Genomic DNA, 18893 nt, shown 5'->3' on the forward strand with positions numbered 1-18893 from the left:
GCCTCCCGCCACAGAAGGGCTTTCAGTGACCCGAGCGACCGCACCGCGACAGAGCGCCGCATCCCAGCCGTCCCCGCGGACGGCCCCCCAGCCGCCCGCCGTCTCCTTCGACGAGCTGCCGCTGGCACCGGCCCTTCTCACCGCGCTGCGCGCGCAGGGCGTCACCGAGCCGTTCCCCATCCAGGCCGCGACGCTGCCCGCCACCCTCGCGGGCCGGGACGTCCTCGGCCGCGGCCGGACCGGCTCCGGCAAGACCCTGGCCTTCGGACTGGCGATGCTCAGCCGTACGGCGGGGCGCCGCGCCGAGAGCAAGAGCCCCCTCGCGATGGTGCTCGTGCCCACCCGTGAGCTGGCCACCCAGGTCTCCCAGGCGCTCGCCCCGTACGCCACCGCGGTCGGTCTGCGCACGACCACGGTCGTCGGCGGCACCTCGATCAACCGCCAGGTCGACGCGCTGCGCAAGGGCGCCGAGATCCTGGTCGCCACCCCGGGCCGGCTCGCCGACCTGCTGGACCGCCGCGCCTGCAAGCTCGACCAGGTCACCGTCACCGTCCTCGACGAGGCCGACCAGATGACCGACATGGGCTTCCTGCCGCAGGTCACCCGCCTGATGGAGAAGGTGGACCCGAACGGCCAGCGGATGCTGTTCTCCGCGACGCTGGACCGCAACGTCGACAAGCTCGTGCGCCGGTTCCTGACCGACCCGGTCACCCACTCCGTGGACCCGTCGGCCGCGACGGTCACCACCATGGAGCACCACGTCCTGTACGTGGACGACACCGACAAGCGGGCCACCACCACCGAGATCGCCGCCCGCGACGGCCGCGTGATCATGTTCGTGGACACCAAGCGCGGCGCCGACCGGCTGACCAAGCACCTGCTGTCGCAGGGTGTACGGGCCGCGGCGCTGCACGGCGGCAAGTCCCAGCCGCAGCGCACCCGCACCCTGGAGCAGTTCCGCACCGGCCAGGCCACCGCGCTGATCGCCACCAACGTCGCCGCCCGCGGCATCCACATCGACGGCCTCGACCTCGTGGTCAACGTCGACCCGCCGACCGAGGCCAAGGACTACCTGCACCGCGGCGGCCGTACCGCGCGAGCCGGCGAGTCGGGCACCGTCGTCACCCTGGTCACGCCCGGCCAGCGCCGGGACATGACCCGGCTGATGTCCCGGGCGAAGATCACCCCCGGTACGGCCCGGGTCCGGCCCGGCGACAGCGAGCTCATACGGATCACGGGCGCCCAGGCGCCGTCCGGCCAGCCGGTCGTGATCGCCGTCCCCGCGCAGCAGGACCGGCCCAAGTCCACGGGCGGCGGCGGGCGGCGGCGTCCGCGCCGCGGTGGCTCCGGCGGCGCGGCGGGCGGCGGCACCGGCGCGGCGGGCGGCGGCCGTCCGTCCCGGCGTCCCTCCCGCGCCCCCAAGGCGCCGCGCACCCCGCGGGCGCCCAAGGCATGACGCGCGCCGGGGCGTGCACGGAAGTCCGCGCACGCCCCGGCGCCTTCGGGCACCTCGGAAGCCGCCCCTTCCCGGGAACGGCCCGCTACGGCTGCTCCGGCACGTCGTAACGCCGCCTACGGCTTCTCCGACACGTAATAACGCCGCGCGCCCTCGTGCAGCGGCAGCGGATCGGTGAACACCGCGGTCCGCAGATCCACCTTCTGCGCGGCATGCACCTCGGTACCGATGCGGTCCCGGCTCCTTATGACGGTCCGGGTGATCGCCTCCGTCCGAACCGGGTCCTGCCGGTCGGTGGTGACCAGGAGATTCGCGACCGCGATCGTCCTGACCGCCTGCCCCTTCTGGACCAGCGGATAGGCGTCGGCCGGCATCACGGCCGCCCGGTAGTGACGGCTCCGCCCGCCCTGCCGGTGCAGCGCCGGAATCAGGTCCCCGAGCTGGACGAGCCGTATCGGCATCCGCCGGGCCACCTGCTGCACGGCCGAGGTCGGCAGCCCGCCCGACCAGAAGAAGGCGTCCAGCTTCCCCTCCTCCAGTAGCTTCGGCATCCGGTCGATGCCGACCCGCACCGCCTCGATGCCGTGGTCGAAGTCCAGCCCGGCCGCCGCGACCAGCCGCCGGGTGGTCAGCTGGACGCCGGAGCCGTCCGCCCCCACGCCGACGCGCAGCTTCCCGAGGTCCTTGGCCGAGCCGACCGGTGAGTCCGCGGGCACGATCAGTTGCAGGTAGTCGTCGTACAGCCGCGCGCAGGCCCGCAGCCTTGCCGCCTGCCGCGGATGGAGACGCTGCCGCTCGGCCACCGCGTCCGCGGTCGCGATCGCGAACTGCGCCTTCCCGGTCGCCAGGTGCTCCAGATTGTCCAGTGACCCCGCGCTGTTCATCAGCCGTACGTCCACCCGCGGCAGGTCCCGGCGCAGATCCTGCTTGAGGAGCTCCCCGTAGCGCGCGTACACCCCGGAGCGCACGCCGGTGGACAGCGTGAGCTGCCCGCCGGGCGCGGGCGGCCTGGCCACCACCGGCGGCAGCCACCACAGCAGCAGGCCGAGTACGGCCAGTACCGCGGCAACCGCGAGGAACGCCCGGCGGCCGCCGGAACGGGGGAATGCGGAAACCATGGGCGGGATCCTGCCAGCCCGGTACCGGGAAAGGGAGGGGCGAGGTGACGGTGGAAGCACGTACCCTGGTCGATTGAGATGAGTGCGAAGACATACGAGGTGCGCACCTACGGGTGCCAGATGAACGTCCACGACTCCGAGCGGCTGTCGGGCCTGCTGGAGGACGCCGGATACGTCCCCGCGCCGCAGGGCGCCGACGGGGCCGATGTCGTCGTCTTCAACACCTGCGCGGTGCGGGAGAACGCCGACAACCGGCTCTACGGCAACCTCGGCCAGCTCGCGCCCCGCAAGGCCGCGCGGCCCGGGATGCAGATCGCCGTCGGCGGCTGTCTGGCCCAGAAGGACCGCGACACCATCGTCAGGAAGGCCCCCTGGGTCGACGTGGTCTTCGGGACGCACAACATCGGCAAGCTGCCGGTGCTCCTGGAGCGGGCCCGCGTCCAGGAGGAGGCCCAGGTCGAGATCGCCGAGTCGCTGGAGGCGTTCCCCTCCACGCTGCCCACCCGCCGCGAGAGCGCGTACGCGGCCTGGGTCTCGATCTCCGTGGGCTGCAACAACACCTGCACCTTCTGCATCGTCCCGGCCCTGCGCGGCAAGGAGAAGGACCGCCGCCCCGGCGACATCCTCGCCGAGATCGAGGCACTGGTGGGCGAGGGCGTCTCCGAGATCACCCTGCTCGGCCAGAACGTCAACGCGTACGGCTCCGACATCGGCGACCGCGAGGCGTTCAGCAAGCTGCTGCGCGCCTGCGGCAAGATCGAAGAGCTGGAGCGGGTCCGGTTCACCTCGCCGCACCCCCGCGACTTCACCGACGACGTCATCGCCGCCATGGCCGAGACGCCGAACGTGATGCCGCAGCTGCACATGCCGCTGCAGTCCGGCTCGGACACGGTCCTCAAGGCGATGCGCCGCTCGTACCGCCAGGAGCGCTTCCTCGGCATCATCGAGAAGGTGCGCGCCGCGATGCCGGACGCCGCCATCTCCACGGACATCATCGTCGGCTTCCCGGGCGAGACCGAGGAGGACTTCGAGCAGACCCTGCACACGGTCCGCGAGTCCCGCTTCGCTCAGGCCTTCACCTTCCAGTACTCCAAGCGCCCCGGGACCCCGGCCGCCACGATGGACGGCCAGATCCCCAAGGAGGTCGTCCAGGCGCGTTACGAGCGGCTGGTGGCCCTCCAGGAGGAGATCTCCTGGGAGGAGAACAAGAAGCAGGTCGGCCGCGTGCTGGAGGTCATGGTCGCCGAGGGCGAGGGGCGCAAGGACGACGCCACGCGCCGCCTGTCCGGCCGCGCGCCCGACAACCGTCTGGTGCACTTCACCCGCCCCGAGGAGCCGGTCCGCCCCGGCGACATGGTGACCGTCGAGATCACCTACGCCGCGCCGCACCACCTGCTCGCCGAGGGCCCCGCCCAGGCCGTCCGCCGTACGCGCGCGGGCGACGCCTGGGAGAAGCGCAACGCCGCACCGGCCGAAAAGCCGGCCGGCGTCATGCTCGGCCTGCCGACGATCGGCGCCCCGGCCCCGGCCCCGGCCCCGGCCGCGGGCTGCGGGTGCGACTGACGGCGTGAGGGCGGGACAGCCGCCCCGTACGACCGGCGCCGGAAGCGTCGCGGACCCGCCGCCCGGGACCGCGGGCCCGGCGCCGCGGCCTTGCTAGGGTTCCAGCCATGCTTGTCGCCGCCGCCGTCTGCCCGTGTCCGCCGGTGCTCGTCCCGGAGGTCGCCTCCGGAGCCGCACCCGAGCTGGACGGCCTGCGGGCCGCCGCCCTCGACGCGATCGGCGTGCTCGCGGCGGCCCGGCCGGACCGTCTGGTCGTCGTCGGCCCCGCCGGAGAGGCCGGCTGCGGGCCGTACGAACAGGGCGCGGTGGGCTCGTTCCGCGGCTTCGGCGTGGACCTCGAAGTCCGCCTGGGCGCCGCCGGGACCACCCCGGAACGGCCGCTTCCACCGTCGCTGTCGGTCGGCGCCTGGCTGCTGGCCCGTACGGACTGGGCCGACGCGCCGATGGCAGGGCTGGGCGTCGGCGAACCGCTGGCCACCGACCGCTGCGTGCAGGCCGGACGGGACATCGCGGCATCGGCGGAGCGGGTCGCCCTGCTGGTCATGGGCGACGGCAGCGCGTGCCGCACGGTGAAGGCGCCGGGCTACTACGACGAGCGGGCCGAGGACTTCGACGCCGCCGTGGGACGCGCCCTGGGCGCCGCCGACACCGAGGCGCTGACCGGGCTGGACGCGGAGCTGGCGGAGGAGCTGAAGGTCTCGGGCCGGTCCTGCTGGCAGGTCCTGGCAGGCGCCGCACAGGGCGCCGGTCTGCACGGCGAGCTGCTGCGCGAGGAGGCGCCGTACGGAGTGGGGTACTTCGTGGCGGCCTGGTCCTGAGGCGTACGGGAGCGTGCCGAGGCGTACGGAAGTGTGCCGAGGCGTACGGGAACGGCGGGAGCTGGCTCTGAGCTGTACGGAAGCGGCGTTCGCCGCGCCCCCCCGGGACCGCGCGACGGCCGCGGAGCGGGTCGCTCCGCGGCCGTGGTGCCGTCCGTCCGGGCCGCCCCGCCGCGGGCCCGGCGAAAAGGTCAGGAAGCCGGTCCCTGCGGGCCGGAGCCGCCGGAGCCCTGGCCCCCGGTGCGGCGGGACTCCTCGGACAGCCGGCCGAGGGCGTCCTTCGCCTTGCCCGCACCGGTGCCGATCTGGCTGCTGTACTTGCCCTTGGTCCTCTCGTCGACCGCCCGCGCGGCCTTGTCGAGCCCCTGCTCGATCTTGTCCCCGTGCTGCTGCGCGAGGTCACCGGCCTTGCTCTTCAGAGGACCGAGCTTGGCCTTGAGGTTGTCCAGCAGACCCATGGGCACCTTCCTTCGTGCTGCTTCGTGCGGCGTGCGTCCTACTTGCGGGCGCCTTCCCCGGCTTCGCGGTCCGCAGCCTCCTCGGCCGACTGCTGCTTGGGGATCTCGACCCCCTCGGCGATCGCCGCCTCGCCGGCCTCCTCCGCGGACGGCTTCCCGTCCGCGGCTGCCGCCGCGCCCTGCTCCGCCTCCGTAGCGGCCTCGGCGGACTGCTCGGCGGCGGGCTCCCCGCCCTCCGGAGCCGACGGCTCCGCCGTCAGCGTGGCGGCGGCGGCTTCCTCCGTCGATGCCTCTGCTGCCTTGCGACGAAACCGTGAAAACACGCCCATAACTACTCCATAGCCTACTCGTGTGGGCGAAATCCCGGGGCGCCCGGAGCGTCCCATTGCGCCGCCCGCGGGCCCCGGTCCGTGAACCGGCGGCCGGAACCTCGCAACAGGCAACGAACACGGAGGCGAGCCGTCACGTCGCTCGTTCGAGATGTGGCCCGCAGGTTTGCGAGACTGGGCCGGTGAACACCGCAGTTCCCGCACCCCGGGTCATCGCCGTCGTCGGTCCCACCGCGGCCGGAAAGTCCGATCTGGGCGTCGCACTCGCCCGCCATCTCGGTGGCGAAGTCGTCAACGCCGACTCCATGCAGCTCTACCGGGGAATGGACATCGGCACCGCCAAGCTGACGGTGCCCGAGCGCCACGGCGTCCCGCACCACCTCCTGGACATCTGGGACGTGACCCGGGCCGCGAACGTCGCCGAGTACCAACGGCTGGCCCGCGCCGAGATCGACCGGCTGCTCGCCGAGGGCCGCACCCCCGTCCTCGTCGGCGGCTCCGGCCTGTACGTACGGGGCGCCATCGACGCCCTGGACTTCCCCGGCACGGACCCGGAGGTGCGGGCCCGGCTGGAGACCGAGCTCGCCGAGCAGGGCAGCGGCGCCCTGCACGCCCGGCTCGCCGCCGCCGACCCGGAGGCCGCCCGCGCCATCCTGGCGAGCAACGGGCGCCGCATCGTGCGCGCCCTGGAGGTCATCGAGATCACCGGCCGCCCCTTCACCGCCAACCTCCCCGGGCACGAGGCGGTCTACGACACCGTGCAGATCGGCGTCGACGTGGCACGCCCCGAACTCGACGACCGCATCGCCCGCAGGGTGGACCGGATGTGGGAGGAAGGGCTGGTCGACGAGGTGCAGCGGCTGGAGGGCGAAGGGCTGCGCGAGGGCCGTACCGCCTCCCGCGCCCTCGGCTACCAGCAGGTGCTCGCCCAGCTCGCGGGGGAGTGCACGGAGGAGCAGGCCCGGGCCGAGACGGTCCGTGCCACCAAGCGCTTCGCGCGCCGCCAGGACTCCTGGTTCCGCCGGGACCCCCGGGTCCACTGGCTCAGCGGCGCCGCCGCGGACCGCGCGGAACTCCCGGGGCGGGCGCTGGCGTTGGTCGAACGACCGGTCACAGCCTGATCACGTCATGGCATCGGGACGCTCCGCCCGTCATCCGTGCCCCCGGGAGCGTGTCATCATCGACCTTCGATCGAGGCGTGCAGTCGGAGTGGGGAGGGCGCGTGGCGATGGAGGCCGGCCCTCGCAACAGACCGCAGCAACCGGACGGGCCGAGAGACGGACAGCGGGACGCGACCGAGTCGCTGACCCAGGACGGACCCGGGGCCGCCGGCCCGGACGGGCCTGCCCTGGACCACGCGGCGGCGGTCGGTCCCGACGGCCCGGACGCCCTGGGAGAACCGGTTCGCCCGGCGCCTCTGGACACCGGGGACGGCCCCGGGGAGGCGGCCGGAGGCGGTGAGTCCTTCCGGGAACTGCGCCCGCCGCGCCGGCTGCGCATCTGGCAGCTCGCGCCGATCGTGGGCCTGGCCATCCTCGGCTCGCTGATGTTCGCCTTCCCGCTGGCCTTCGAGTTCGGCGGCGACGGCGGCGCGGTGATCTCCATGCTCGGTCTGCTGCTCTTCGGCTGCGCCGCGGGCTGGGGCATGATGGCCGCCCGCCGGGTCGGCCACACCTGGCCGGGTCTGCCCGCCCGCGGCTCCGGTCGCCGCCCGGACTGGCGCGTCGTCCTGGCGTACGCCGCGGTCGTGGCCGTCCTGGCCCTGCTCGCCGTGTGGCGCGTCGCCCGGTTGCACTGATCGCAGCACGCCGGGGCCGGAGGCGGCACCGAGCACAGGACACGCCTGGGGCGGCGTCGGGACATCCGCCGGGGCCGGAGCCGGAACATCCGTCGGCCGGGGCGGGGCCACCGACTGTCACTGCCGCGCCGTACGATGCAGGCATGACCAACGCACAGGGGACCGCAGAGGCCACGGAGGCCGCAGTGAGCGCCGCCACGACCGCCGCGGGCGGCCCCGGCCGGGGCATCGCCTTCCTCAAGGGGCACGGCACGGAGAACGACTTCGTGATCGTCCCCGACCCGGACGGCGTCCTGGAGCTGTCCGCCGGCGCCGTCGCCCGGATCTGTGACCGCCGGGCCGGTATCGGCGGCGACGGCCTGCTGCGCGTGGTGCGCTCCGCCGCCGATCCCGCGGCCCGCGCCATGGCCGGCGAGGCCGAGTGGTTCATGGACTACCGCAACGGCGACGGCTCCGTCGCCGAGATGTGCGGCAACGGCGTCCGCGTCTTCGCCCGCTACCTCCAGCACGCCGGTCTGGCCGGCGAGGGCGAGCTGGCCATCGCCACCCGCGCCGGTGTGCGTACGGCACGCCTGACCGCGACCGGCGAGGTCACGGTCTCCATGGGCCGTGCCGAGCTGCTCCCGGACGGCGTGACGGTCACCGTGGGCGACCGTAGCTGGCCCGCCCGCAACGTCAGCATGGGCAACCCGCACGCCGTCGCCTTCGTCGAGGACCTCGGCCACGCCGGTGATCTGCGCGAGATCCCGCCGTTCAGCCCAGCCGCCGTCTACCCGGACGGTGTGAACATCGAGTTCGTCGCCGACCGCGGCCCGCGTCATGTGGCGATGCGCGTCCACGAGCGCGGCGCCAGCGAGACCCGCTCCTGCGGCACGGGCGCCTGCGCCGTCGCCGTCGCCACCGCCCGCCGGGACGGCGTCGACCCCGCGGTCACCGGCAGCCCCGTCACCTACACGGTCGACGTGCTGGGCGGCAGCCTGACGATCACCGAGCTGCCGGACGGCACGGTCGAGATGACCGGCCCCGCGGTCATCGTCGGCGAGGGAGCACTGGACCCCGCCTGGCTGGTCACGGCCCTGGGCTGAGCCGTGGGCCCGGGGCGTGACCCCGGCCGGGCGCCCGCCCGGGGCACGACCCAGGGTGCTTACCTCGAATGGGTGATCCGGTTCACGCTGGGCGAGAGCGGGACAGCGCTGCGTGATGGGCTCGGTAGCATCAAGCACCGGCCCGGGCGACTGACTGCGGACGCCCAACCGCCGGTCGACGCCGCCGGAGGTGCCCATGAGCGCAGAGGCCACGAACCCTGGTAACCCCGTCGCGCCTGCCCAGGCCGGTCCGTCCGCTGCCCAGGCCGGTCCGTCCGACCTGGGGGAAGCCTCCCATCGCAGACGCGGCCGCCCCCGCCTGGAACTGCGCGGTCTGCGGCGCATCGGCCGGGCCGCGCTGCTCGGGCCGGCCCCCCGCGACGGCCTGCCGGACGCCCTGGAGCACGTCGCGAAGGTCCACCGGGCCCACCATCCGGACGCCGACCTGGACACCCTGAGCCGGGCCTACGCGCTCGCGGAGTCCTCGCACCGCGGGCAGATGCGCAAGAGCGGTGAGCCGTACATCACCCACCCGCTCGCGGTGACCCTGATCCTGGCCGAACTGGGCGCCGAGACCACGACCTTGACCGCCTCCCTCCTCCACGACACCGTCGAGGACACGGAAGTGACGCTCGATCAGGTGAGCCGGGAGTTCGGCAAGGAGGTCTGCTACCTGGTCGACGGCGTGACCAAGCTGGAGAAGGTCGACTACGGTGCCGCCGCCGAGCCCGAGACCTTCCGCAAGATGCTGGTCGCCACCGGCAACGACGTCCGCGTGATGTCCATCAAGCTGGCCGACCGGCTGCACAACATGCGCACCCTCGGCGTGATGCGCCCCGAGAAGCAGACCAGGATCGCCAAGGTGACGCGGGACGTGCTGATCCCGCTCGCCGAACGGCTGGGCGTGCAGGCGCTCAAGAGTGAGCTGGAGGACCTGGTCTTCGCGATCCTGCACCCGGAGGAGTACGCCACCACCCGGGCTCTCGTCCTCGGCCACGCCGGCCGCCCGGGCCCGCTCGACACCATCGCGGAGCGGGTGCGCACCGTCCTGGACGAGGCCGACATCGACGCCGAAGTCCTCATCCGGCCAAGGCACTTCGTCTCCGTGCACCGGGTGCGCCTGGCACGCGGCGCGGTCACCGGCGCGGACCTCGGCCGGCTGCTCGTGCTCGTCGCCGAGGACGCCGACTGCTACGCGGTCCTCGGTGAGCTGCACACCTGCTTCACCCCGGTGGTCTCGGAGTTCAAGGACTTCATCGCCGTACCGAAGTTCAACCTCTACCAGTCGCTGCACACCGCCGTCTCGGACGAGGACGGCGCCATTGCCGAAACGCTCATCCGGACCCACCGGATGCACCGGGTGGCGGAAGCCGGGGTGATCGCGCTGGGCAACCCGTACGCCCCCGCGGACGGCTCCGACCCGTCCGGGGCGGCGGGCGGCGCGGCGGGAGGGCCGTCGGCCGAGGACGGCGAGCGCGTCGACCCGACCCAGCCCGGATGGCTGTGCCGCCTCCTGGAGTGGCAGCGCGCCACCCCCGACCCGGACACGTTCTGGACCTCGCTGCGCGACGATCTCGCGCAGGACCGGGAAATCACGGTCTTCTGCGCGGAGGGCGGCTTCGACGACGGGAGCGGCACGGTCGTGACGGACCGCGCGGGCACCGGCACCGTCGGCCTGCCCGCCGGTGCGAGCTGCGTGGACGCCGCGTACGCGCTGTACGGCGAGGGGGCACACCACTGCATCGGCGCGCGCGTCAACGGCCGCCTGGCGACACTGTCCACGGTCCTGTGCGACGGCGACAGCCTGCACCTGCTCATGGCCCCCGACTCCGCCGCCGGACCCTCCCCGGACTGGCTCGACCACACCCGTACCCCGGCGGCCCGGCTCGCCATCTCGCGCTGGCTGGCCGCTCATCCCGGCGCGGAGGCGGGGGAGGGCCCGGTGGGGGCGGGCGCACCGAGCGGAACCGGCGAGACGCGGGGCCCCGGGGCCGCCGCGGCGTCCGGGCGTCACGGCGGTGACACCGCCGGGCTGTCCACCGATCTGCCCGGCGCGACCGTACGCCTGGCGGGCTGCTGCACCCCCGTACCGCCGGACCACGTCACCGGCTTCGCCGTCCGGGGCGGCATCGTCACCGTGCACCGGGCGCTGTGTCCCGTGGTGGCCCGAATGGCCGCGTCCGGCCGGCAGCCGGTCGGCGCACGCTGGCGCGGCGCGGGAAACCGCGTACAGGGCTGCCGGGTCACCCTCCTCGCGGAGGCGTTCACCAGGCCGCACCTGCTCGCCGACCTCACGGAGGCCATCGCCGCCGAAGGCGCCGCCGTGGTCGCCGCCGCCGTCGAACCGCCCCGTGAGCAGCGCGTACGGCACACCTACACCCTCCACCTCCCGGACGCGGCCAAACTTCCGTCCCTGATGCGGGCGATGCGGCAGGTGCCGGGCGTCTTCGACGTGCTGCGGGCGGGGCGGGCGCAGTCGACGGTGGCGGCGCGTTCTTGAGGTGAGGCGCGCGGTCAGGGCGCGCGGGGGCATGGCGCGCGGGGGCGTGGCGGCGCACGCCGGAGCGGCCCCGGGCGCGCGGGGGCCGGGGCGCCACATGGCCCGGTATCCGAGGCGGCCGGGAGACCCAGGTGGTCCGTGGCTCCTGTGACCCGGTACCCGTGCGGTCCGGTTCTCGTGCGGTCCGGTTCTCGTGCGGTCCGGTTTTCCTGCGGTCCGGTTTCCTGCGGTTCGATCGTGGTGCGGTTCGGTCTTGGCGCGGCCCGGCATCCGCACGCGCCCCTCCAGCCTCGACGGGCGCACGGATCCCCCCGTTCGGGTGCCGTACTGTCGCGTCGGCCACGGGCGGGCGCACCGCGCTGATAGCGGTTTGTCATGCCGCTTTCCTCGTCCCACCCCGCCACCGGCCCCGGCTCCGCCCCCGGCCGGGACCCCGAAGGCGCCACGCCCGGCCCGCGTCCGCGCCGCCGCTCCGGGGCCGCCGCCCGCCGCCGGAGCGTCCTCGGTCTGCTCGCCGCCGCCGCGCTGGTCGCCGCCGCTCTGCCGGACGCCACGCCGCTCGGCGTCGGCGACCGGCTCTACCCGCACCTCGGCAACCCGGGGTACGACGTCCGCGCGTACGACATCGCCCTGACGTACTCCGGCCGCAACGACCGGCCGCTGGACGCCGTCACGAAGATCACCGCCCGCGCCACCACCCGCCTGCGGCGCATCAACCTCGACTTCGCCCACGGCACCGTCCGGTCCGTCGAGGTCGACGGCCGGCCCGCGGCCCACGTCAGCCGCGGCGAGGACCTGATCGTCACGCCGCACCGCACCGTGCGGGCCGGTACCCCGGTACGGATCGTCGTCCGGCACACCAGCGACCCGCGTCCCCCCAAGGGCGGCAAGGACAAGGAGATCGGCTGGCTGCGCACGAAGGACGGGCTGGTGATGGCCAACCAGGTCGACGCCGCACACCGCGTCTTCCCGGGCAACGACCACCCCTCGGACAAGGCCCTCTACACCTTCCGCGTCACCGCGCCCGAAGGACTGACGGTCGTCGCCAACGGAACGCGCGTGGCACGCCACCCGGGCGCCCCGCCGAGGCCGGCGAGGAGCGCGATCCGTACCGGGCCGGACGTACGGCAGGAGCGGGCGGCCCCCGCCATGACCACCTGGGTCTACCGCACCGCCCACCCCATGGCCACCGAAGTGGCGCAGGTGTCCATCGGGCGCTCCGCCGTCGTCCGGCGCACCGGGCCGCGCGGCCTGCCGCTCCGCGACGTCGTACCGGCCGCCGACCGCAAGCGTCTGGAACCCTGGCTGGCCAAGACGCCCGGCCAGCTCGCCTGGATGGAGCGCAAGGTCGGCCGCTACCCCTTCGAGACGTACGGCATGCTGCTCGCCCAGGCCGAGACCGGCTTCGAGCTGGAGACCCAGACGCTGTCCCTCTTCGAGGAGCGGCTGTTCACCACGCGGCAGTACCCCCGCTGGTACGTCGAAGCGATCATGATCCACGAGCTGTCGCACCAGTGGTTCGGCAACAGCGTCACCCCGCGCACCTGGTCGGACGCCTGGCTCAACGAGTCGCACGCCACCTGGTACGAGGAGCTCTACGCGCACGAGCACTCCAAGATGTCCATGGACGAGCGGACCCGGCGCGCCTACAGCGTCTCGGACCGGATGCGCGCCGAAGGCGGCCCGCCCGGGGCACCGAAGGCCCCCACGCCCGGCAACAAGACCGGCATCTTCCGCCCGGTCATGTACGACGGCAGCGCCCTCGTGCTGTACGCGCTGCGCGCCAAGATCGGACACGCCGCCTTCGACCGGCTGGAGCGCACCTGGGTGACCCGGTACCGCGACGGCGTCGCGGGCACCGCCGACTTCGTCGCGCTGGCCTCCCGCATCTCGGGCCAGGACCTCGGCGGCTTCTTCCGCAGCTGGCTGTACGACGCGAAGACACCGCCGATGCCGGGCCACCCGGACTGGAAGAGCCACCATCGGACCCCGCAGCCCCCGGCACGGAAGCCGGGCGCGAAGCCTGCGGGCAAGCCGGGCGCGAAGCCTTCGGGGCAGGCGGCCGGGAAACCGGCGGCGAAGCCTGCGAACGGGCCTGGTGCGAAGCCTGCCGGGAAGCCTGCGGGCAGCCCGGGCGGCGCGAAGCCGCGCGGATGAGCCCGCCGCCCGGTCCGGGAAGACCCGGCCCGCCGCCCCCACGCTCCTCCCGTCCCCCTCGCCCGGAAAACCCGTGTGACGGCGACCAGCGGTCGTGCGACCATCGTCTGGCCGATGACGGGGCCGGCACCGGGAATCTCCCGGGCGGGCCGGACGTTGTCACGATCGAGAGTCCCGGGGCCACGCGGCCCCGTACGGGACGTCCCAACGACGCAAAGGATCAAATGACCTCCTCTTCTTCCCTTCCACAGGACCGACAGCGCCTCCCCGAGAGCCGCCGGGCCGACGCCCTGATGGAAGAGGACGTCGCCTGGAGTTACGAGATCGACGGGGACCGTGACGGCGCGCAGTACGACCGCACGGAGCGGGCCGCCCTGCGCCGCGTGGCCGGGCTGTCCACCGAGCTCGAAGACGTCACCGAGGTCGAGTACCGCCAGCTGCGCCTGGAGCGCGTGGTACTGGTCGGTGTCTGGACCACGGGCACGGCGCAGGACGCGGAGAACTCCCTCGCCGAGCTGGCCGCGCTGGCGGAGACCGCCGGCGCGCTGGTGCTCGACGGCGTGGTCCAGCGCCGCGACAAGCCCGATCCGGCCACCTACATCGGCTCCGGCAAGGCCCTGGAGCTGCGCGACATCGTCCTGGAGTCCGGCGCCGACACGGTGGTCTGCGACGGTGAGCTGAGCCCCGGCCAGCTGATCCACCTGGAGGACGTCGTCAAGGTCAAGGTCGTCGACCGTACGGCCCTGATCCTCGACATCTTCGCCCAGCACGCCAAGTCCCGAGAGGGCAAGGCGCAGGTCTCGCTGGCGCAGATGCAGTACATGCTGCCCAGGCTGCGCGGCTGGGGCCAGTCGCTGTCCCGGCAGATGGGTGGCGGTGGCTCCGGCTCCGCGGGCGGCGGTATGGCCACACGTGGTCCCGGTGAGACCAAGATCGAGACGGACCGTCGGCGGATCCGCGAGAAGATGGCGAAAATGCGCCGGGAGATCGCGGAGATGAAGACCGGCCGCGACATCAAGCGGCAGGAACGCCGTCGCCACAAGGTCCCCTCGGTGGCCATCGCCGGCTACACCAACGCGGGCAAGTCCTCCCTGCTCAACCGCCTGACCGGGGCCGGCGTCCTGGTGGAGAACGCGCTGTTCGCCACCCTGGACCCGACCGTGCGCCGGGCCGAGACGCCCAGCGGGCGGCTCTACACCCTCGCCGACACCGTCGGCTTCGTCCGCCACCTGCCGCACCACCTCGTCGAGGCGTTCCGTTCCACGATGGAGGAGGTCGGCGACTCCGACCTCATCCTGCACGTGGTCGACGGTTCGCACCCGGTGCCGGAGGAGCAGCTGGCCGCCGTGCGCGAGGTGATCCGTGATGTGGGCGCCACCCACGTACCGGAGATCGTCGTCGTCAACAAGGCGGACGCCGCCGACCCGCTGGTCCTCCAGCGGCTGCTGCGCAACGAGAAGCACGCGCTGCTGGTCTCGGCCCGTACGGGCCAGGGCATCGACGAGCTGCTCGCCCTGATCGACGAGGAGCTGCCGCGCCCGCAGGTCGAGATCGAGGCGCTGGTGCCGTACACCCAGGGCGCGCTGGTCTCGCGGGCACACGCCGAAGGCGAGGTGATCTCCGAGGAGCACGTCGCGGAGGGCACCGTCCTCAAGGCGCGGGTGCACGAGGAGCTGGCCGCCGAGTTCCGGCCGTACGCCCCCGCCGCGTGATCCGGCAGCCGTAGGCGCCGTGCGCGTCGCACCGCGGGCAACTGCTTACGCTGCACGCAGGTAGTACGGCGAAGGCCCGCCCCCTGAATGGATCGGGGCGGGCCTTCGCCGTGTCCGCGCCGCGGGCTCCCCGCAAGGGTGCCCGCAGACGAAGTCGTCGGGCGGTTCGCGGAGGTCTCGCGACGGCCGCGTATCCGGTACCGGTCGTACCCGGTCGTAACCGGGCGTACCTGGTCGCACGGGTACGCGGCCGTCGCGCTCGCTCACCCGGCGCGTACCGGGTGCCCGCCGCTCGGGTCGCCCGCGTCTACTTCTACTTCGACGCGAACTTCTTGCTCATCGCGTTGTAGAGGCTCTTGGCCTCCGGGCCGAGGTGCGGGCCCGCCAGCCAGCCGGCCGGACGCGGGCCGATCGAGGTGTTGGACACCAGCGCCGGCTTGCCGTCCGAGCCCTTGGCGAACCAGGGGCCGCCGGAGGAGCCGGCGGTCATCAGGCAGCCGATGCGGTACATGGTCGGCTTCTTGGCGTCCATCGAGAGCCGGCCCGGCTTGTCGGTGCACTGCTGCAGCGTCGCACCGTCGAACGGCGCCTCGGCCGGGTACCCCTGGGCGGTGATGCTGTTGATGTCCGGGATCGCCGAAGCGTTGAAGTCGACCGAGTAGGCGCCACCGGCGACCTCTTCGAGGGACTTGCTGCCCGCGCCCTTCTCCGGCGTGACGTGCATGATGGCGAAGTCGTACGGCGCCATCGGCACGCTGTTGCCCTGCGCGCCGCCCTGGCCGATCCACTGGCTGGAGGTCGACGCGCCGTCGGCCCACCACACGCCCTTGGGGAACATCTGCTCACGCGAGGCGTTCTCCAGTTGGGCCGCGCTCTTGCCGGTGTCGTTGAACGACGGGGCGAAGATCATGTTGCGGTACCAGCCACCGGTCTTGCCGGCGTGCACGCAGTGGCCCGCGGTCCACACCAGGTTCGACTTGCCCGGGTGCGCCGGGTCCTTGACCACCGCGCCGGAGCAGACCGCGTGGCCCTCGGGCGTGTCGAAGAAGATCTTGCCGAGGCCGGGCGCGTTCTGGCCGAACGGCGGCTTGACGGCCTTGGCCTGGACCGGACGCGGGTCCGGGTCGGTACGCCCCTGGTCACCCGAGATGTCCTTGGGCGTGGGCTCCTTCGGCGGCTTGGCCTTGCTCGCCCGGTCCGGGTCCCACAGCCCCTTGATGATCGGGTTGATGAACTCACTGGCCTCGCGGAGCCACTTGTCCTTGTCCCAGTTCTTCCACTCGCCGTTCTTCCACTTGTCCAGGTCGACGCCGTGTTCCTTGAGCTTGTCCTGGATGTCCCTGGGGATCGTGAAGCCACCCCCGCCCGCGCTGCCCTGTTCCGCGGACTGGCCGGGCTTGCCGTCCGCCTGGTTGCCCTCGGGCCCGCAGCCGGTGGCGGTCAGCGCCACCACGGCGGTGAGGGCGGCCGCGGCCAGGACCGGCCGACGTATGGATCGCATGGGTGAACTCCCCCTGGTCTGTTCAGGCTTGCCACAGGCCCCCGTCCGGCCCCGGGCGGCCGTACCGCGCCGTGGGTGATCGTGCCGGTCTTGCCCCGGACGTGCCCGCATCTGCTGTTTTGTCATGCACCGGAAAGCTGGGCGCAGGTCCCCACTATGCCGGTGCCGTTGGGGACGGCGGTGGGCGGGTCCCCGGTTCCGGTTCGGTGCGGATCTTTCCGCGGGGTGGGGCGGGGCGGCGTGGCTGGGGGTGCGGGATGGCGGGGGACGTCGGGCCGGGATGGCGCGGGGTGTCGGGCAGGGACGGTGCGGGGCGTCGGGCCGAGGTGGTGCGGTGCGTTGGGCCGGGACGGCGCCGGGGTGGTGCGGGAGTGCGCGCGGGGCGCTGAACGGGGCGGGGTGCGCGGGTGGTGCGGCGGTGGGTGCCCCTCGCCGTGTCGCCCGGTCGCCGCGTTGCCCGGCTGCCCCGTTATCGCGTCGCCCCGTCGCCCCGTCGCCCCGCGGCGTCCGGGTACGGCAAGGATCTTGCGGCAGGCCGTGTTCTCCCGCGTACGCCGTCGTTGATACGTACGGGGGACGGCTGAGTCGTGTCCGGCGGCAGGGAATGAGGCCCGTCCACCGGCCAGGCCCGGCGCCCGCTGACAGCGGACCAGGCCCGGTGCGCGACGGAAGCGGCCCGACGGGGCGCGGCCGGCGCGCGGCGGGGCCGCCCGCAGGGCACCCGAAGCGCCCCGCGCCGCATCCGCCGGTGCATCGCATCCGCAGTTCAACAGAAGAGTCCAGCAGCAGGAGGACCGAACCGCCGTGGCCTTGACCCAGCCTCTGCCGATGGCACCCCCTCCCGCCCACGAGGGCATCCTGCGGCGGCAGTCGCTCCGCGAGTCCGCCGCCCGTACCTACGCGCGCTCGCTCCCCATCGTCCCGGTGCGTGCCCGCGGGCTCACCATCGAAGGCGCCGACGGCCGCCGCTACCTGGACTGCCTCTCCGGAGCGGGCACCCTGGCGCTCGGCCACAACCACCCCGTCGTCCTGGAGGCGATCCGTTCCGTCCTGGACTCCGGCGCCCCGTTGCACGTCCTCGACCTGGCCACCCCGGTCAAGGACGCCTTCGTCACCGAACTTTTCGCCACCCTGCCGCCCGAACTGGCCGACCACGGCCGCATCCAGTTCTGCGGACCGGCCGGCACGGACGCCGTCGAGGCCGCCTTCAAACTGGTGCGGACCGCGACCGGCCGGAACGGACTCGCGGCCTTCACCGGCGCGTACCACGGCATGACGGCGGGGGCGCTCGCGGCGTCGGGAGGCGCGCACGACACCTCCGTGACCCGCCTCCCGTATCCGTACGCCTACCGCTGCCCCTTCGGCACCGGTGGCGAACAGGGCGCCGAACTGGCGGCGCGCTGGACCGCGAACGTGCTCGACGACGACAAGAGCGGCGTCGCCAGACCGGCCGGAATGATCCTCGAACCGGTCCAGGGCGAGGGCGGGGTGATCCCCGCCCCCGACAGTTGGATGCGCCGGATGCGCGAGATCACCGCCACGCGCGGCATCCCCCTCATCGTGGACGAGGTGCAGACCGGCGTCGGCCGCACCGGCGCGTTCTGGGCCGTCGGACACAGCGGCGTGGTGCCCGACGTCCTCGTCCTCTCCAAGGCGATCGGCGGCAGCCTGCCGCTCGCGGTCATCGTCTACCGCGAGGAACTGGACGCCTGGCGGCCCGGCGCGCACGCGGGCACCTTCCGCGGCAATCAGCTCGCGATGGCGGCCGGCGCGGCCACCCTCGCGTATGTCAGGGAGAACGACCTGGCGCGGCGCGCGGGTGAACTGGGCGCCCGTATGACGTCCCGGCTGGACGCGCTGGCCGCCGAACACGGCTGCGTCGGTGACGTACGGGGCCGGGGCCTGATGCTCGGCCTGGAACTGGTCGACCCGGACGCCGCCCCGGACCCGTCCGGAGCCCGCCCGGCCGCTCCCGCACTGGCTGCGGCCGTCCAGCGGGAGTGCCTCGACCGGGGCCTGATCGTCGAACTGGGCGGCCGCCACGGCTCGGTGGTCCGGCTCCTGCCCCCGCTCACCATCACCGACGAACAGGCGGACGCGGTCCTCGACCGCCTCGCCGACGCGCTGGCGGCTGGGTCGCGTTCCGGGGCGGGTGGGGTGTCTGCGGGGGCGTGTGCGGTGGGTGGGGTGGGGGTGTCCGGGAGCGCCGAGGTGTCCGGGGGTGCCGGGGTGTCCGGGAGCGCCGGGGCGTCTGGTTCTGTCAGGGCGCCTGGGGACGCTGGGGTGTACGGGGCTGTCGGGGCCACCGGGGTGGAAGTGAGTTCCGCGCCGGATGGACCGGACGGGGAGGATCGTGCGGCACCGCGACAGGAGTCGTCCTCCGGGATGGCCCCGTGAG

At 73.7% G+C, this 18893-nt stretch carries 14 protein-coding genes; 10 read left to right on the forward strand and 4 right to left on the reverse strand.

The window, feature by feature from the left end:
- Positions 1-115: 115 nt before the first annotated feature.
- Entirely contained in the window at positions 116-1456 is a 1341-nt protein-coding gene (locus AB0A97_RS30140; protein WP_361155884.1) for a DEAD/DEAH box helicase, read from the forward strand.
- A gap of 116 nt (positions 1457-1572) precedes the next feature.
- Here the strand turns inward: AB0A97_RS30140 and AB0A97_RS30145 are convergent, their stop codons facing one another.
- Positions 1573-2574, reverse strand: a complete 1002-nt coding sequence (locus AB0A97_RS30145) for a TAXI family TRAP transporter solute-binding subunit (RefSeq protein WP_361155698.1) — start codon at positions 2572-2574, stop codon at positions 1573-1575.
- Positions 2575-2652: 78 nt separating this feature from the next.
- Between AB0A97_RS30145 and miaB the strand changes: the two genes are divergently transcribed.
- Positions 2653-4137 carry a tRNA (N6-isopentenyl adenosine(37)-C2)-methylthiotransferase MiaB gene (gene miaB / locus AB0A97_RS30150; RefSeq protein ID WP_361155700.1) on the forward strand — a complete coding sequence of 495 codons (1485 nt, stop codon included), beginning with the start codon at positions 2653-2655 and terminating at the stop codon, positions 4135-4137.
- Between the two features lie 107 nt (positions 4138-4244).
- Positions 4245-4955, forward strand: a complete 711-nt coding sequence (locus AB0A97_RS30155) for a class III extradiol dioxygenase subunit B-like domain-containing protein (RefSeq protein WP_361155702.1) — start codon at positions 4245-4247, stop codon at positions 4953-4955.
- A gap of 191 nt (positions 4956-5146) precedes the next feature.
- Here AB0A97_RS30155 and AB0A97_RS30160 read toward each other — a convergent pair whose 3' ends face one another.
- Both AB0A97_RS30160 and AB0A97_RS30165 read right to left on the reverse strand, forming a co-directional pair.
- Positions 5147-5413 carry an antitoxin gene (locus AB0A97_RS30160; RefSeq protein ID WP_361155703.1) on the reverse strand — a complete coding sequence of 89 codons (267 nt, stop codon included), beginning with the start codon at positions 5411-5413 and terminating at the stop codon, positions 5147-5149.
- 38 nt (positions 5414-5451) lie between these two features.
- Complete coding sequence (locus tag AB0A97_RS30165; RefSeq protein WP_361155705.1) at positions 5452-5742, reverse strand: gliding motility protein; 291 nt, start codon at positions 5740-5742, stop codon at positions 5452-5454.
- Positions 5743-5924: 182 nt separating this feature from the next.
- On the opposite strand from AB0A97_RS30165, the gene miaA reads away from it, so the two are divergent.
- The 6 genes from miaA (at position 5925) to hflX (ending at position 14994) form a co-directional block, all read left to right on the forward strand.
- Positions 5925-6863 carry a tRNA (adenosine(37)-N6)-dimethylallyltransferase MiaA gene (miaA, locus tag AB0A97_RS30170; RefSeq protein ID WP_361155707.1) on the forward strand — a complete coding sequence of 313 codons (939 nt, stop codon included), beginning with the start codon at positions 5925-5927 and terminating at the stop codon, positions 6861-6863.
- Positions 6864-6970: 107 nt separating this feature from the next.
- Positions 6971-7540, forward strand: coding sequence for a hypothetical protein (locus tag AB0A97_RS30175; RefSeq protein ID WP_031008147.1), 570 nt, complete (start codon positions 6971-6973; stop codon positions 7538-7540).
- A gap of 143 nt (positions 7541-7683) precedes the next feature.
- Entirely contained in the window at positions 7684-8625 is a 942-nt protein-coding gene (gene dapF, locus AB0A97_RS30180) for a diaminopimelate epimerase (protein WP_361155708.1), read from the forward strand.
- A 196-nt stretch (positions 8626-8821) separates the two neighbouring features.
- Positions 8822-11125: an HD domain-containing protein gene (locus AB0A97_RS30185; RefSeq protein ID WP_361155709.1), complete on the forward strand. Its 2304-nt coding sequence runs from the start codon at positions 8822-8824 to the stop codon at positions 11123-11125.
- Positions 11126-11500: 375 nt separating this feature from the next.
- Positions 11501-13282, forward strand: coding sequence for a M1 family metallopeptidase (locus tag AB0A97_RS30190; protein WP_361155711.1), 1782 nt, complete (start codon positions 11501-11503; stop codon positions 13280-13282).
- A gap of 224 nt (positions 13283-13506) precedes the next feature.
- The gene (hflX, locus tag AB0A97_RS30195) at positions 13507-14994 is read left to right on the forward strand and encodes a GTPase HflX (RefSeq protein WP_361155713.1); all 1488 of its coding nucleotides are present in this window, start codon (positions 13507-13509) and stop codon (positions 14992-14994) included.
- Between the two features lie 313 nt (positions 14995-15307).
- Here hflX and AB0A97_RS30200 read toward each other — a convergent pair whose 3' ends face one another.
- Entirely contained in the window at positions 15308-16495 is a 1188-nt protein-coding gene (locus tag AB0A97_RS30200) for a hypothetical protein (RefSeq protein WP_361155715.1), read from the reverse strand.
- 828 nt (positions 16496-17323) lie between these two features.
- Between AB0A97_RS30200 and AB0A97_RS30205 the strand changes: the two genes are divergently transcribed.
- Entirely contained in the window at positions 17324-18892 is a 1569-nt protein-coding gene (locus AB0A97_RS30205; protein WP_361155717.1) for a diaminobutyrate--2-oxoglutarate transaminase family protein, read from the forward strand.
- Position 18893 lies beyond the last annotated feature (1 nt).

The sequence above is a fragment of the Streptomyces sp. NPDC045470 genome (genome assembly GCF_040646595.1).
Taxonomy (GTDB): Bacteria; Actinomycetota; Actinomycetes; order Streptomycetales; family Streptomycetaceae; genus Streptomyces.